Consider the following 15,698-nt stretch of genomic DNA (forward strand, 5'->3'; position numbering starts at 1 on the left):
GCCAGGCCGGAGGACGGGGCGGGACCGCCGGTGCCTCAGCGGTGCTGGTCGAGGAAGTCGACGATGTGGCCGAAGACGTCGAGCGCGGCGCCCCGGCCGATGAAGGTGTCGACGTGTCCGTAGGACGGTATCTCCCGGTAGCGCACGTCCAGGTGGGGATGGCGGCGGGACAGCACGTCGTAGCAGAGTTCGTTGGAGTCCTGCCAGATCCCGTTCTTGCTGCCGGACATCAGCAGGACCGGGCAGTCGATCCGGTCGGCGTGCTCCACCGCGTTCTCCGGCAGCTGGCGGTACCGGTGGTCGGTGGTGTTCCAGCGGAGCACCGCGTGCGCCATCTCCATCCGCCGGATGTGCGGCAGGATCCAGGTCGGCACCGAGCCGAACAGCTCGGCGAGCCGGTCATGGGTGCGGACGTCCAGGTTGTCGTGCTCGAACAGCGATCCGCCGGAGCCCCACGAGGAGTTGTGCAGCATCTGGCAGTTGGGGTCGGGGCAGTCGGCGCCGAGCGAGGCCAGCGCGAAGACCGGGGTGTACTTGGAGCGCAGCCCGACCTTCTTGATGTCGACGGGCAGATGGGTGAAGCGGGAACGCATCAGCTCCCCCGCGAAGTGGAACCGGGTCCGCACCGGCCAGGACATCTTCGGCGTCAGGAACACGCCCTGCGCGACCACCCCGGCCAGGCCCGGCACCAGCCCGGCGGCCATGCTCATGGACAGCGACAGCGCGCCCATGCAGTGCGCCACCACGAACAGCCGCCGGGAGCCGATCCTCGCCCGGATGTGACGCACCGCCCCGGGGATGTCGTACAGCGCGACGTCGTCGTAGCTGTAGCGGACCCGGCCCTCGTTGTGCGGCAGACGGCAGCTTCCGCGCCAGTCCAGCAGCCACGGTTCGTACCCCGCGTCCAGCAGTGCCTCGACGAGGTTGCGGGTCTCCGGCAGCACGAACATGTCGGCCGAGGCGGTGTGCCCGTGCAGCAGCAGCACGGCCGGGCGGGGCAGGTCGTCCCGGGTGATCCGGCACAGTCCCAGCGCGGTGCCGTCCTCGGCGGCGAACGGGACGTCCTCGATCACCGCGTCGTCCAGTCGGGCGTCCAGTCTCCGGAGCGTCACCGGGGCCACCTCTCCCTGCGCTTGATCCGCTTGCGGTCCTGGGCACGGTCCTTGTCGTTCTGCCGGTCGATCGCGTCCCGGCGCAGGTCCAGCACGTCCGCGGCGACCCGCATCCACGGCTCGGCCAGCCCCTTGACCATCTCCGGGACGAACCAGGCCAGCCAGGTCGCCTTGGCGACCCGCTGCTCCTGGAGGGACAGGTTCGGGTTGACCCGGATCCCGTCGACCTGCTCCCGCAGATAGCTCTTGGAGCGCACCTTGATCCGACCGGCGAACACGGCGGGTCCGCCCTCCCGGCCGATCTCGACGCTCAGGGTCCGGGCCTGTTTCCACAGGTCGTGGTGGGGGCGGGCGGTCTTCCAGCCCTCCAGCCACCACACTCCCCCGTCGTCGTCCCGCAACCGCAGCCGGTAGCGCAGCAGCGGATGGAACTCGCCGTACGGGAGCGGCATCCCGTCGTCGGGGCGGATGTCGATCTCACCGGACTCCACGGTCAGCGGCCGGTCACCCACCTGGGGGCAGTCCAGCTGACCGCCCAGGACGTCGATGGTGTGGCCGCGCTTCTTGGTGAGCTGGTACATGCTCGCGATCGACAGCGTCATCCGCAGCCGGCACGGGGCGTCGGGCACCCCGCCGACCGGGCCGAGCTTGCCGCGCATGGTCTCGGGGAACCACAGCAGCGGCGGATCCTCGCGGCTGGGCAGCACGATCAGCCCGTCCCGGGCGAGGCGTTCGTAGTTCTTCAGGCCCGCCGCCGCGTCGTAGCGGAACGGGGCCGGAAGGTCGTGCCGGGCGGCGAACCGTTCGGTGCGCTCGCCCCGGGCCGGGGGCCCGAGCAGGGTCGCCTCGCACAGCTTCACCGCGGTGGGGCTGCGCATCACCCGCGCCAGGAACTCCAGTTGCGGAACGGGGTCGGCCTCCCAGCGGGCCAGGAAGTCCGCCCGCCACTCGTCCCACTCCATCACCCGCATGTTCATCCCGGCGACCTGTGTGTCCCGCAGCAGCTCGGGCAGGGTGTTGGGGCGTCCGGCGAGGTGGTAGTTCAGCCCCCAGGCGTCCGGGTCGTACACGATCGCCGCGGAGATCCGGCTCACCCAGTCCACCGAGGAGAAGTTGAAGGTCCGGAAGGCCGGGACGGTGCGGTAGCGGTAGAACGCCGCGTTGAAGCCGCAGCTGAGGTCCTGCGGGTTGTAGGCGCCGGTCTGGGTGTGCCCGGCGATGCCGCCCGGACGCAGCAGCGTCACGGTCAGCCCGCGTTCCCTGGCCCGGCGCAGCACCGCCTCGGCCGCCCACTTCGACTTGTCGTACCCGGCGACCAGTCCGTCGATGTGCGCGACCGGGTCGTCCTCGCCCATCGAGGCGATGCCGATCTCGTTGAACACCGCGATCGAGGAGACGTGGTGGAGCGGCTTCGGCGGGCCGGTCATCGCCAGTTCCGCCAGGGTCAGCGGGCCGAGGACGTTGGTGGAGCGCAGCGAGGGGTAGCCCCGCAGGAAGTCCACGGCCGCGGCCACGTTGACGATCGCGTCCAGGTCGTGGGCGAGTTCGTCCCAGAGGCGCTCGGTCAGTCCCAGCCGGGGTTCCCTGATGTCCCCGGCGAGCACGGTGATCCGGCGGCGCAGCTCCCCAGTCCAGGGCAGGTCGAAGGTGGCCAGCGAACGGGCGAGGCGTTCCTCGGCGGCCTTGTCGTCCTCGCCCCGGACCAGACAGACCACGTGCGCGTCGCCGTGGCGCAGCAGGTCCAGCAGCAGATGGCCGCCGAGGAAGCCGGTGGCACCGGTCAGCAGCACCCGCCGGGGCGCGGAGCGGACCGGCTCCGGGCGGAACGGCAGCAGGTCCGCCCGGGACAGATCGGCCGCGATCATGGCCAGTTCCTCGTCCACCGGGGCGGTCGGCAGCAGGGCGCGGGACGCGGCCACCACCAGTTCCCCACCGGTCGCGACGGGTCGGCCGGTGGCGCGCAGCCAGCGTTCGGCCAGCCGTCGGGGCCTGCCGTCGGCGAACACGTCGTCGAGGCTGATCCGGACGTCCAGTTCGCGGTCGAGCGCGGCGACCAGTTCGACCGCGTGCAGGGAGGAGGCCCCGGCGTCGAAGAAGTCCGTCTCGGTACCGAGGGTGCGGTGGCCGAGGAGGCGGGACGCCGTGGCGCCGATGGCCTCGGCCAGCCCGGGCAGGTCCCAGGACCGGCCGTCCCCGGCGCCGGGCCCGGACCCGGAAGCGGCGGCCTTCGTTCCGTCCGGGTCGTGGGGGCCGTCCGGCGCGTCCGTCGGGTGGGGGCCGTCCGGCGCGTCCCGCCCGGCTCTGGTGCCGGGCGCGTCCGGCGCGTCCGGCGGGGAGGGGCGTTGTCGCAGACCGGCGAGGAGGTCGGCCACCGCCGCCGCCCCGGTCAGCCCGGTCTCGATCAGTTCGCCCTCGCGTCGGCGGTCGATCCCCGGCTCCCGCGCCGTGGTCCTGTCGTCCGGCTCATCCATGGTCAGCCTCCCCATCCTCCGCCCGGCCGACGGCCCAGGACGTGAACTCGCGGAGTTCCGCCGGGGTGGCCAGGACCGTCAACCGCTCGTCGTCGACGTCCCCGCCGCCCAGCGCGGACACCAGCCGCCGGGCGGGGACGTTGCGCGGGGTGCGCTCGGCGACCAGGCGCACCGCGTCGGCGCCCCGTTCCCCGGCGCGGTCCGCCAGCCAGCGCAGGACGCGTTCCTCGGCGCCCCGGCCCAGCACCCGGCAGCTCATCATCCAGGCGGCCACCTCCAGGACGGCGCCGTCCGGGCGGAGCACCAGGACGGCGATCTGTCCGTAGTCGCCGAACCGGTCGCGCGCCGACACCGTCCAGACCTCGCCGTCCCGCCGCGCGCGCTCCAGCGCCCCGGCGTCCAGCGGCGCGGGCCGCAGATTGAACTGGTTGGTCCGTCTGCTGAGCTGGACGGTCCGTTCCGTGGTCCCGGGGGCGAGGGGCCGGAAGTCCATCGTCAGCTCCAGCCGTTCCAGGAACTCGGCGAACCCCAGCTCCGCGCGCACCCGGTCGCGCACCCGCTCCTGCCGGTAGGACTCGGCCCGGGCGGCGTCCTCCTTGGTCGCCGGGCGGGGCACGGCGGGCCAGAGCCGCCGGACGAAGGCGCCGACCTCCGGTCCGGGCGGGCAGGTCACGGAGAGCACCTCGGGCAGCGCGGACCGCATGCGGGCGATCTCCACCGGGTTGTCGTCGAGGAACAGGAAGCTGTCCAGGCCGAGCCGCAGTTCCCCGGCGATCGCCGCCAGCCGCTCCGGTTTGGGTCCCCACTGCGCGGAGACGGCGGCGAAGTGCTCGGCGCGCAGCACGCTCTCCGGCCGGTCCAGCACGGCCCGTACGGTGTCCTCGTCGTTGTTGGACACCAGCACCAGCAGCACCCCGGCGGCCCGCCAGAGCGCCAGCCGCTCGGCCAGTTCGGCGCGGGCGCCGCCCAGTTCCACGTTCTCCGGGCCGCTCTCGCCCGCGACCCCGCCCCACAGGGTGTCGTCCCCGTCGACCGCGATCACCTTGGGCGGGGTCCGGCGGACCGCGGTGAGCGCGTCGGCCACGGTGAGCGCGAGGACCGCCTGGAACTCCGCGGGGAACGGCAGGTGCGCGACGGCGTCGGTGCGTTCGTCGAAGGGGTCCTCCACCCGGGCGATCCGGTGCCAGTCGTCGCCGTCGAGCACCGCGACGCCGGGGAGGGCGCGCAACCGCACCGCCAGTTCCCGCTCCCAGCGGCGGGTCCGGTCGTCCGCCCCGGCCGACGGGGGGAACCCGACGACCAGCGGTGTCCCGGTGCGCCGGGTCAGGTCCTGGACGGCGGCCGGGTACTCCTCGGCCAGTTGGTCCAGCAGTTCGTCGGTCAGCGGGCCGAACCGGGCGAAGTCCACGGCCCGCAGCAGCAGCGCCCCGGCCGTGGCGGACGGCGCGGCGAACACCCCGGCCGGGTCGAGCAGGCTGGCCAGCGCCTGGTGGTAAGGGGCTTCGGCGACGGACAGACCGGTCGCCGAGGACAGCAGCGCGGGCAGGTTCCCGAGGGTGAAGGTGGCCGCGACGGCGAGGGTTCCGGTGGCGGGCGGCGGGGGCACGACGGGCGCCCCGGGGTCCTCGACGACCTCGGCGAGCAGGTCGAGGTAGTCCCGTCCGAGGCGGGCGCACGCCTCCCCGTCGATGATGTCCGTGTTGTGGTCGAGGCGGACGTACCCCAGGTCGGCGAGGACGGTGACCATCAGGTCCAGATCGGAGTGGCCGGTGCCGACCGGGACGAAGCGCTGGCCCCGGCCCCGCGCGGAGCCGCCCCGGATGTGGTTGAAGTAGACCTCGATCAGGGGCGCGTTCGCGCGGTACAGGCCCTGTTCGACCAGGGTGGACATGGCGTCGACGAACGACGCCCCCCGGTCCAGCACGCCGCGCAGCCGGGCGTCGGTCCGCCGCAGCACCGCCTCGACGGGTTCGTCCGGGGCGGCCTCGGCCGCGAACGGGATGGGCACGCCGAAGAAGCCGACGGCCCGGTCCGCGCCGATCTGCGCCCGGGTGTCCACGGGCACCGCGAGGGCGAACCGCCGCCGTCCGCGCAGCCGGGCGAGCAGGACGGTCAGGGTGCCCAGCCAGAACGCGGCCGGGGTGATGCCGAGCCGTCCGGCCCGCCGCGCGATCCGCTCGGACAGCCCGTCGGGCACCGTGACGAAGTGGCTGGCCGCGCGGTAGCTGCGGGTGTCCGGCCGGGGGGCGGTCAGGGTGAGGTCCAGCCGGGAGCAGCCGGTGAACTGTTCCCGGCGCTCGTCCGCCACCGGGTCGCGGTCGGCCGCTTCCAGCGGCTGGGCCTTCAGCAGGTCGTCGACGTCCTGGTCGGTGCGGGTGGTGTCGAGTTCGGCCCCGGAGAGCAGGGCCCCGACCTCGGCCGCGACCAGCGCCAGCGAGGGGGCGTCGGACACGGCGTGGTGGGCGCCGTAGACCAGGGTCTGCCCGCCGTCGGCGCCGGCCAGCAGCTCGAAGCGCCAGAGCGGGCCCTCGGCCAGGTCGAAGGGGCTCGCCAGCAGGTCCAGCAGTCGCCCCTGGACGTCCACCCCGGTGTCGACGGTGGACCAGCGCAGCAGACCGGCGGGCGGGTCCGGTTGGATCCGCAGCCGGGCGCCGTGTTCGGGGTCGGGGACGATCGTGGTGCGCAGCGCCGCGTGCCGGGCGGCCACCGCGCGCAGCACTCCGGCCAGTTCACCGGGGGTGGTGGGGGCGTCGAGTCCGATCGCGTAGCCGATGTGGTGGGTGACGCCCGGGACGCCCTGCTGTTCGGCGCGCAGCAGCCGCAGGACGTCCCGGGTCGCCGGGCGCGCCACGGGCGCGCCGTCGTGGTCCGTCGTCGGGGGCTCGGTGCGGTGCTTCCCGGTCTCCTCCCCGGCCGGTCGCGGGGCGGCGGCGAGGACCTGGTCGGCGAGGTCGTCGAGGTTGGCGCCGTTGAGGAGCCGGGCGACCGGGAGGTTCACCCCGAGGTCCGTCTCCACCAGGGCGCGGGCGCGCATCGCGGTGACCGAGTCCAGGCCCAGGTCGACCAGGGGGGTGGTGTCGTCGCGCAGACCGTCCGGGTGGCCGAGGACGGCGCCGAGCCGGTCCCGCAGCAGGGCGAGCACCGTCGCGCGGTCGTGCGGCCGGTCCCCGGGGGCGGTCCGGTCGGGGGCGGGGACGGAGCCGATCCGGCGGGGCCGGGGCAGCAGACCGGCCAGTGGCGGGGGCAGCCGTCGGGGGTCGGCGGCGCGCAGCGCGGCCCGGTCCAGTCCGACGGCGACGAGGGTGGCCGCGCCGACCGGGCCGAGTCCGGGACGCGCCTGGCCGGGGTGGAGCGCGGCGTCGAACAGGGCGAGGCCCTGGGCGGTGCTCAGCGCCGTCAGTCCGTCGCGGCGGACCCAGTCCAGGTCCGGGTCCGCGACCCGGCCGGTCATCCCGGTGCGGTCCTCCCACAGGCCCCAGGCCAGCGACAGTCCCGGTCGTCCGCTGGCGCGGCGCCGCTGGGTCAGGGCGTCGAGGAAGACGTTCGCCGCCGCGTAGCCGCCCTGTCCGGCTCCGCCGAGCACACCGGAGACGGAGGAGAACACCACGAACGCGGTGAGGTCGGCGTCCTCGGTCAGTTGGTGCAGGTGCCAGCCCGCGTCCACCTTCGGCCGCCACACGGTGTCCACCCGGTCCGGGGTGAGCGACTGGACCAGCCCGTCGTCGAGGACCCCGGCCGCGTGGATCACGGCGGTCAGCGGGTGGTCCGCCGGGATGTCCGCCAAGGCGGCCCGGAGCTGTTCCCGGTCTCCGGCGTCGCAGGCCCGGACGTCGACCCGGGCGCCCGCCGCGGTCAGTTCCGCGTGGAGGTCCGTGGCGCCTTCGGCCCGTTCGCCGGAGCGGGACAGCAGCAGCAGGTGCCGGGCGCCCCGGTGGACGAGGTGGCGGGCCAGTTCCCGGCCGAGGCCGCCGGTGCCGCCGGTGATCAGTACCGTTCCGGTGGCCAGCGCGTCCGCCGGGAGGCCGCCGGGTCCGTTCCCCACCGGGACGGCCGGGGTGGCGGGCCGCAGCCGGGGCAGATATCCGCGACCGTCGCGGACCGCGAGTTGGGGGACGTCCGCCGCGATCGCGGCGGCCAGTGTCCCGGGGCCGGTGGCCGGGTCCAGGTCGAGGAGGGCGAACCGGCCCGGGTTCTCCGCCTGGGCGGCCCGCACCAGGCCCCACAGCGGAGCGTGCGCGAGGTCCGGCGCCGGGTCCGACCTGGTTCCGGTGTGGACGGCGGACCGGGTGAGCACGATCAGCCGGGCGGGGGCCAGCACGTCCTCGGCCGACCACCGCGCGAGGTCACGCAGCACCCGGTGGGTCGACCGGCGCGCCCCGGCCACCGGGTCCGCCCCGCCCTGCGGCGGGGGGACGTCCAGCAGCACCACGTCGGGCACCGGGGCGCCCGCGCGGACGGCGGTCACCAGGTCCTCGACCGAGGGGTGCGCCGGGGCCCCGTCGACGCCGGGCACGGTCGGGCCGTCCGGTCCGGTGATCAGTGCCAGGCCGTCCGGGAGACCGGCCTGGGGCAGCGGGTGTTCGGTCCACTCCAGCGCGAGCAGCGTTCCCGTGCCGGGGCGTTCCCCACCGGACCGCCCGGGGGCGGCCGGGCGCATCAGCAGGGAGTCGATCCAGGCGACGGGGGCGCCGGTCGGGTCGGCCAGCTGGACGGCCGCCGTGCCCTCGCCCTCCAGGGCGATCCGGACCCGCAGGGCCGTCGCTCCCCGCGCGGACAGGGTGATCCCGGTCCAGGCGAACGGGAGCCGGGTGGCGCCGTCCGCCCCGGTGCCGCCGAGCAGACCGCTCACCGACCCGGTCTGCAACGCCGCGTCGAGCAGCGCCGGATGCGTCCGGAAGCGCGGTGCCTCGGCCTCCCGGTCGGCGGGCAGGGCGACCTCGGCGAAGACCTCGTCGTCCCGGCGCCACACGGCGGTCACCCCCTGGAAGGCGGGTCCGTACCCGAGGCCCAGTGAGCGTTCCAGCTCCGGGTAGAAGTCCTCCAGCGCCACCGGTTCGGCGCGTTCCGGCGGCCAGGTCCCGGCCAGTTCCGCCATGCCGGGCGGGACGGGCTCCCCGTCCCCCTCGGTGAGCAGCCCGCCGGCGTGCCGGGTCCACTCCGGGCGGTCCGGCCCGTCGGCGGAGCCGGGCGCGTCGGGCGTGGAGTGCACCGTCACGGGGCGGGTGCCGGTCCCGTCCGCCGGGCCGACCAGCACCTGCAGCCGTACCCCGGCGCCCTCGGTGAGGACCAGGGGTTCCTCCAGGGTGAGTTCGCGTACGTGGTGGCAGTCGAGTGCGGCACCGGCGGTCAGCGCGAGGTCCACGAACGCCGCGCCCGGCAGCAGCGCCTCGTCCCGGACCCGGTGGTCGGCCAGCCAGGGGTGGGTGTCGAGGCGGAGGCGGCCGGTGAGCACCGCGCCCTGGTCCTGCGGCAGCGGCACCACCGCGCGCAGCAGCGGATGGTCCAGCGGGGCGACTCCGGCCGCGTCGAGGCCGGTGGTGTCGACGGCCGCGTCGGGCAGCCAGTAGCGCTCCCGTTCGAAGGGGTAGGTGGGCAGCGGTATCCGTCGGCCACCGGTGAGCAGGGGTTCCCAGGTGATCGGCGCACCGGCCGCGAACGCCTCGGCGGCGGCCGTGAGGAGCCGGTCGAGGCCGCCGTCGTCGCGCCGCAGGGTGTCGAGGACGGCCGTCCGGCCGCCCAGCGCGTCGAGCGTCTCCCGCATCCCGACCGCGAGCACCGGATGGGTGCTCACTTCGAGGAAGACGCCCACGCCGTGCCGGGCCAGGGCCTCGGTGGCGGCCTGGAACTCCACGGTCCGCCGCAGGTTGCGGTACCAGTACCCGGCGTCCAGCGCGGTACCGGCCAGCGGCTCCCCGGTCACCGAGGAGTGGAACGGCACCTCGGCGGCGCGCGGCCGGACCGGCGCCAGCAGCCGGGCGAGCTCCGCTTCGATCCGTTCCACGTGGGCGGAGTGCGAGGCGTAGTCGACGGCGATCCGCCGGACCCGGACGCCCTCCCGCCGCCAGTCGTCGAACGCCCGGTCCACCGCCTCGGTGTCGCCGGAGATCACGGTCGAGCTGGGGCCGTTGACCGCGGCCACGGAGAGCCGGCCGTCGGACCGGCCGACGCGTTCGCGCACCCGCTCGACCGGCAGCAGCACCGACAGCATGCCGCCCCGGCCCGCCAGGGCGCGCAGCGCGGAGCTGCGCAGCGCCACCACCCGGGCGGCGTCGTCCAGGGTCAGCGCGCCCGCGACGCAGGCCGCGGCGATCTCCCCCTGGCTGTGGCCCAGGACCGCGGCCGGTCGCACCCCGAGCGAGCGCCACACCGCGGCCAGCGACACCATGACCGCGAACGACACCGGCTGCACCACGTCGACCCGGTCCAGTCCGGGCGCGCCGTCCACGCCGCGCAGCACCTCCAGGGGGGACCAGTCGACGTACGCGCGCAGCGCCGCGTCGCATTCGGCCATCCGCTCGGCGAACACCGGGACGGTCTCCAGCAGTTCCCGTCCCATGCCGGTCCACTGGGTGCCCTGGCCGGGGAAGACGAAGGCCACCCGGGGGTCGGGCGCGGCGACCCCGGTCACCACGGCGGGGCTCTGGGCGTCGGCGGTCACCACGGCGGGTCCCGGCGCGCCCTGGGCCAGCCGCCGCAGTCCGGAGAGCAGTTCCGTCCGGTCGCGGCCCACCACCACCGCGCGGTGCGGGAACACCGTCCGGTCGGTGGCCAGGGAGTACCCGATGTCCACCGGGCGGGCTCCGGCGTCCCCGGTGACCCGGGCCAGCAGCCGGTCGGCCTGCGCGCTCAGTCCGGCGGCCGTCCGGGCGGTCAGCGTCCACGGCACCACGGCGGGCCCGTCGGGGGCCGGCGCGGCGGGCGGCGCCGCCACGAGGTCCTTGACCGGCGCCTGTTCCAGCACGACATGGGCGTTGGTGCCGCTGACGCCGAAGGAGGACACTCCGGCCCGCCGTGACCGGCCGGTGTCCGGCCAGGGCACGGCCTCGGTGAGCAGGGCCATCCGGCCCCGGTCCCAGTCGATCTCCGGTGAGGGCTCGGTCACGTGCAGGGTGGCGGGCAGCGTTCCCGCGCGCAGGGCCAGGACGGTCTTCATGACGCCGACGACGCCCGCCGCCGCCTGGGTGTGCCCGAGGTTGGACTTGACCGAGCCCAGCAGCAGGGGCCGGTCGGCGGCGCGGCCCCGGCCGTAGGTGGCCAGCAGCGCCCCGGCCTCGACCGGGTCGCCGAGCCTGGTCCCGGTGCCGTGCGCCTCGACCGCGTCCACCTCGGCGGGGGACAGTCCCGCGTCGGCCAGGGCCTGCCGGATGACCCGCTGCTGCGCGAGGCCGTTGGGCGCGGTGAGGCCGTTGGAGCCGCCGTCCTGGTTGACCGCGCTGCCGCGCAGCACCGCGAGGACCTCGTGGCCGTGGCAGCGCGCCCGCGACAGCCGTTCCACCACCAGGGTGGTGACGCCCTCGGCGAGGCCGAAGCCGTCGGCGGAGGCGGAGAACGCCTTGCACCGGCCGTCCGGGGCGAGCGCGCCCAACTGGCTGAACTCCACCAGCATGCCCAGGGTGGACATCACCGTGACCCCGCCGACCAGCGCCAGTTCGCTCTCGCCGAGCCGCACCGACCGGGCGGCCAGGTGCAGGGCGACCAGCGAGGACGAGCAGGCGGTGTCCACCGTGACGGCCGGGCCCTCCAGCCCGAGCGTGTACGCGAGGCGACCGGACAGGACGCTCCCGGTGCGTCCGGTCAGCAGATAGCCCCCGGCCGGGGACTCCTGGTCCATGCCCGGCCCGTACTCCATGGTCATCGCGCCGACGAACACCCCGGTGCGCGTGCCGCTCAGCGTGGTGGGGTCGATGCCCGTCCGCTCCAACGCCTCCCAGGCGGTCTCCAGGAGGAGCCGTTGCTGGGGGTCCATGGCCTGGGCCTCGCGCGGTGATATCCGGAAGAAGGCCGCGTCGAAGCGGTCGGCTCCGGTCAGGAATCCGGCCTCGCGCTGGTAGTACCGGCCGTCGGCGTAGGCGGTGGCCGTGTCCCATCCCCGGTCCCGGGGGAACTCCGTCACGGCGTCGCCGCCGGAGGCGAGCAGCCGCCACAGTCCCTCGGGGTCGGTGATGCCGCCGGGCAGTCGGCAGCCCATGCCGACGATGACCACCGGGTCGTCGGCGTCGGCGGGCGCGGGGTCCGCCACCGGTTCCGCGTGCTGGTGGGACGGGCCGTCCCCGTAGAGCCGCGCGGCCAGATGGGCGGCCAGCCGTCGCGGGGTGGGGTGGTCGAACAGCGCGGTCGCCGGCAGCGCGAACTCCAGGGCCTCGCCGACGCGTCTGCCGACCTGGACCGCGGTGACCGAGTCGAAGCCGAACTCGTGCAGCGACTGGTCCGGGCCGATGGGCGACCGTCGCGCGGACGCCCCGGCGACCTCCCTGCGGATCAGCTCCACCAGCGCGTCCAGACGCGCGGCGGACGGCATCCGGCCCAGTTCGGCCCGTGGTCCGTCGTCCTCGTTCCCGGGAAGCGGGCCGGAACCGTCCTCGGGACCCGCCGCCGGGGCGGACTCCGGGGCGACCGGCGGAGGATCGGGCAGCGGCACCGGCCGGTCGGCGCCCGGGAACACCGTCGCCCAGTCCGGGTCGGCACCGGCCACATAGGCCTCGGCGAGGGAACGGTGGAACCGGTCGGGCCCGCCGTCGTCACGGCGCAGGGTGCCGACCGCCCGGGTCCCGGCGCCGACGGACGCGCAGATCTCGTCCAGCGCGGCCGTCACCACCGGGTGCGGGCTGATCTCCACCAGCACCGCGCACGGGTCCGCGAGGCAGGCGCGGACGGAGTCGGTGAAGCGCACGGTGCCGCGCAGCGCACGGCACCAGTAGTCGGTGTCCAGCGGGGTGTCCCCCAGTGCCCCGCCCAGGAAGGACGAGTAGAAGGGCACGGTCGGCGGCTGGGCGCGCAGCCCGGCCAGGTCCGCGCGCATCCGGGGCTGGATCCGGTCGATGTGCGGTGAGTGCGCGGCCAGTCCGACGGCGATCCTCCGGGCCCGGACGCCCTCCTCCCGCAGCAGGCCGAGCAGTTCGGCGGCGGCGTCACGGTCGCCGGACACCACGACCGAGGCCGGACTGTTCACCGCGGCCACCACCAGACGGCCGTCCCAGCGGCCGAGCAGCCGTTCGACGTCGGTTTCCGGCGCCATCACGGACACCATGTCGCCCTGCCCGGCCAGCGTCGCCTGTGCCTGGCTCCAGCGGGCCGCGACCCGGGCCCCGTCGTCCAGGGAGAGCGCCCCGGCCACCACCGCGGCCGCGACCTCGCCCAGGCTGTGGCCGATCACCGCCCCCGGGGTCACACCGCTCGCGCTCCACAGTTCCGCCAGCGCCACCATCACCGCGAACAGCGCGGGCTGGGCGACGTCCGCCCGGTCCAGCTCGCGGCCGACCGCCGAGTCCGGCCGGAACGCCGCGTCCAACGGCCAGTCGAGGAACGGCTCCAGGGCCTGGGCGCAGTCGTCCAGCCTGGCCCGGAACACCGGGCTGGCCTCCGCCAGGGTCCGGGCCATCCCCGGCCACTGCGGTCCCTGTCCGGGGAACACGAAGACGGCCCGGCCCGCGCCCGCCGCGCCACGCAGCGACTGGGGCGCGGTGCGGCCGAGCCGCACCGCGGTCAGCCCGGCGAGGAGTTCCTCGCGTCCGGCGGCGGTCACCGCGGCGCGGTGCCCGCCGGCGTTCCGGGCCCGGTCCGCCAGCGCGGCGGCGACGTCCCGTGGCGACCAGTCGGTCCGCCCGGTCAGGAAGGTCTCCAGCTGTGCCGCCCGGGCCCGCAGCCGTCCGGGGTCGGCCCCGGCGAGCACCCAGGTGACCGGGTCGGAGGAGGGACCGCCGCCGCCGGGGCTTCCGTCCGGACTCCCGTCGGGACCGCCGTCCGGACTCCCGGACAAGTCGGCCGCCGTCTCCTCTGCCAGCGGCGTGGTACCGGCCGATGACTCATCCCGCAGAGCGCACACAGAGGGCCTCCCGCCCGAGCTCGTACTCGAATGAACAGACACGACTGACGACACCCGCTGCGATGTCGATCAGACGCTATCCACAGTTCTGGAAAGGGCGCAATCGTTGGCGATCATCAAAATTTTCCGACGCTCCGGGGATTAACACACGGGCGGCGAAAGCTGAAAGTGACACGTTCCGGACGGGCGCATTCTCTTTCCAGCCAACCAAGGAAAGTCCGGAAGTCCGGGGCCGCCCCCTTTCCCTGCCGGAAGCGGCGCGGACCGGTCCGGCACGGTCGCACCGGACCCGGAGCGGGCCCGGTCGACCAACGGCTGAACAGCGACTGAACAGCGGATTCGCCACGCCGCGATGGTGTGCGGGCAGGCCGGGGACCCGGCACGCGTACGGCTGCGGCCGGGTATTCCCCGATGGATTCCCAGGCATCACCGGCCGGGCAGGTCCAGGAACAGCGACGGCCGTTCCCGGCAGACGCGCAAGGCGGCATGAATACCCCTGCCTACCGGCAAGGGAAACCAGCGGCTACCCGGGAACGGGAATTCCGCGCTCCGCCCGGCGGAAAAGGGCTGTGCCGCACGACGGACGGCAGGGGAATCCGATCCCCTCGCACCACGGCGAACCGTTCGCCTTTCCGGCGGTTCCACCGGGCACACCGGAACGGCGGGAATCCGGGCTACCGGGGCCGCCCCTCACCGTGGGGGTTCGGTGCGGCGGCACCGGGGGCGGTGCGTCGCGGCCATGCGCCTCCAAGCGACGGGACGGTGGTCCCCGGTGGGGTCGGGCTCGGCACTCGGTCGGGACCGGTGCTCGCGGTCTCCATCGACCCGGCGAGCACGACAGGGGCAGCGTACGCGCACCGGTCGTCCGCTTCGAGGTCCTCGTTCACGCCGACACGATCCTGAAACAGTCACCGCCGTCCGGATCGGCGGCGGGTGACCGGGGCCGGGTGCACCGGGTCCAGGGAGGGGTAGTCGGTGTAGCCCGCCGCGCCACCGCCGTAGAAGCCGTCCGGTCGCACCGCGTTGAGGTCGGCGCCGACGCGGCAGCGGCTGACCAGGTCGGGGTTGGCGAGGAAGTCCCGCCCGAAGGAGACCAGGTCCGCGCCCCGGGCGAGGGAACGCGCGACGGCCTCCGGCTTGTCCCGGTCGGCCGGGAGCGGGGTGACCATGAGCACCGTGGGCCATGACTCCCGGATCGCCGCGTCGAGTTCCGTACCGGTCTCGCCGTGGTGGAGATAGGCGATCCCGAGCGGTGCGAGGGCACGGACGAGCGTCGTGTAGGTCCCGTAGGGGTCGCGCTCCGTCAGACCGCCGAAGGGATGGGACGGGGAGATCCGCACCCCGACCCGGTGGGGTCCGACGGCCTCGGCGACGGCACGGGTGGTCTCGACGACGAGGCGGACCCGGCCTTCGGTGGAGCCGCCCCAGCGGTCGGTGCGCAGGTTGGCGTCGTCCGCGAGGAACTGGTGCAGCAGATAGCCGTTGGCGGCGTGGATCTCCACCCCGTCGAGTCCGGCGGCGACCGCCCGGCGGGCGGCGCGCGCGAAGTCGTCGACCAGTTCCCGTATCCCCCGGTCGGTGAGCGCGGTCGGGGTGACGGCGGGCGCCCGGCCGCCGGGGGTGTGGACGAGGGTGTCGGCGGCCACGGCCGAGGGCGCGACCGGCCGGACGCCCTCGGGCAGGAAGCCGGGGTGGGCCAGCCGTCCGGCGTGCATGAGCTGGAGGAAGACGCGCCCGCCCGCGGCGTGGACCCCGGTGGCGACCCGGGCCCAGCCGTGCTGATGGGCATCGGTGAACAGCCCGGGGGCGTCGGGGCCGACGGCCCCGGCGGCGGCCGGATGGGTGCCTTCGGCGACGATCAGCCCGGCCGTGGCGCGCTGGGCGTAGTAGTGGGCCATCAGCGGGCCGGGAGTGCCGTCGGCGTCCGCGCGGGCCCGGCTCATCGGGGCCATGACCATGCGGTTGGGGAGGGTGAGGCCGCCGAGCCGGACGGGCTCGAAGAGGGCGGTGGGCGCGTGCACGGGTGTCGTCCTTCCGTGTCTCGTGGAGGCGGGGGTCCCCGCCTCGCGGGTC

The 15,698-nt window shown here is 75.2% G+C and carries 4 protein-coding genes; all 4 read right to left on the reverse strand.

The features are described 5' to 3' along the window. Window positions 1–35: 35 nt before the first annotated feature. Entirely contained in the window at window positions 36–1,112 is a 1,077-nt protein-coding gene (locus tag ACVWNX_RS00860; RefSeq protein WP_454411894.1) for an alpha/beta hydrolase, read from the reverse strand. Beyond that, on the reverse strand, window positions 1,109–3,583 hold the full coding sequence (locus tag ACVWNX_RS00865; RefSeq protein WP_454411895.1) for a thioester reductase domain-containing protein: 2,475 nt from the start codon (window positions 3,581–3,583) through the stop codon (window positions 1,109–1,111). The genes ACVWNX_RS00860 and ACVWNX_RS00865 overlap by 4 nt, the downstream gene beginning before the upstream one ends. Next, complete coding sequence (locus tag ACVWNX_RS00870) at window positions 3,576–13,559, reverse strand: HAD-IIIC family phosphatase (RefSeq protein ID WP_454411896.1); 9,984 nt, start codon at window positions 13,557–13,559, stop codon at window positions 3,576–3,578. Before ACVWNX_RS00870 ends, ACVWNX_RS00865 begins: the two co-directional genes overlap by 8 nt. Before the next feature lie 974 nt (window positions 13,560–14,533). Then, on the reverse strand, window positions 14,534–15,646 hold the full coding sequence (locus tag ACVWNX_RS00875) for an alkene reductase (RefSeq protein WP_454411897.1): 1,113 nt from the start codon (window positions 15,644–15,646) through the stop codon (window positions 14,534–14,536). Window positions 15,647–15,698 lie beyond the last annotated feature (52 nt).

It is taken from the genome of Streptomyces sp. JNUCC 64, from assembly GCF_054484115.1.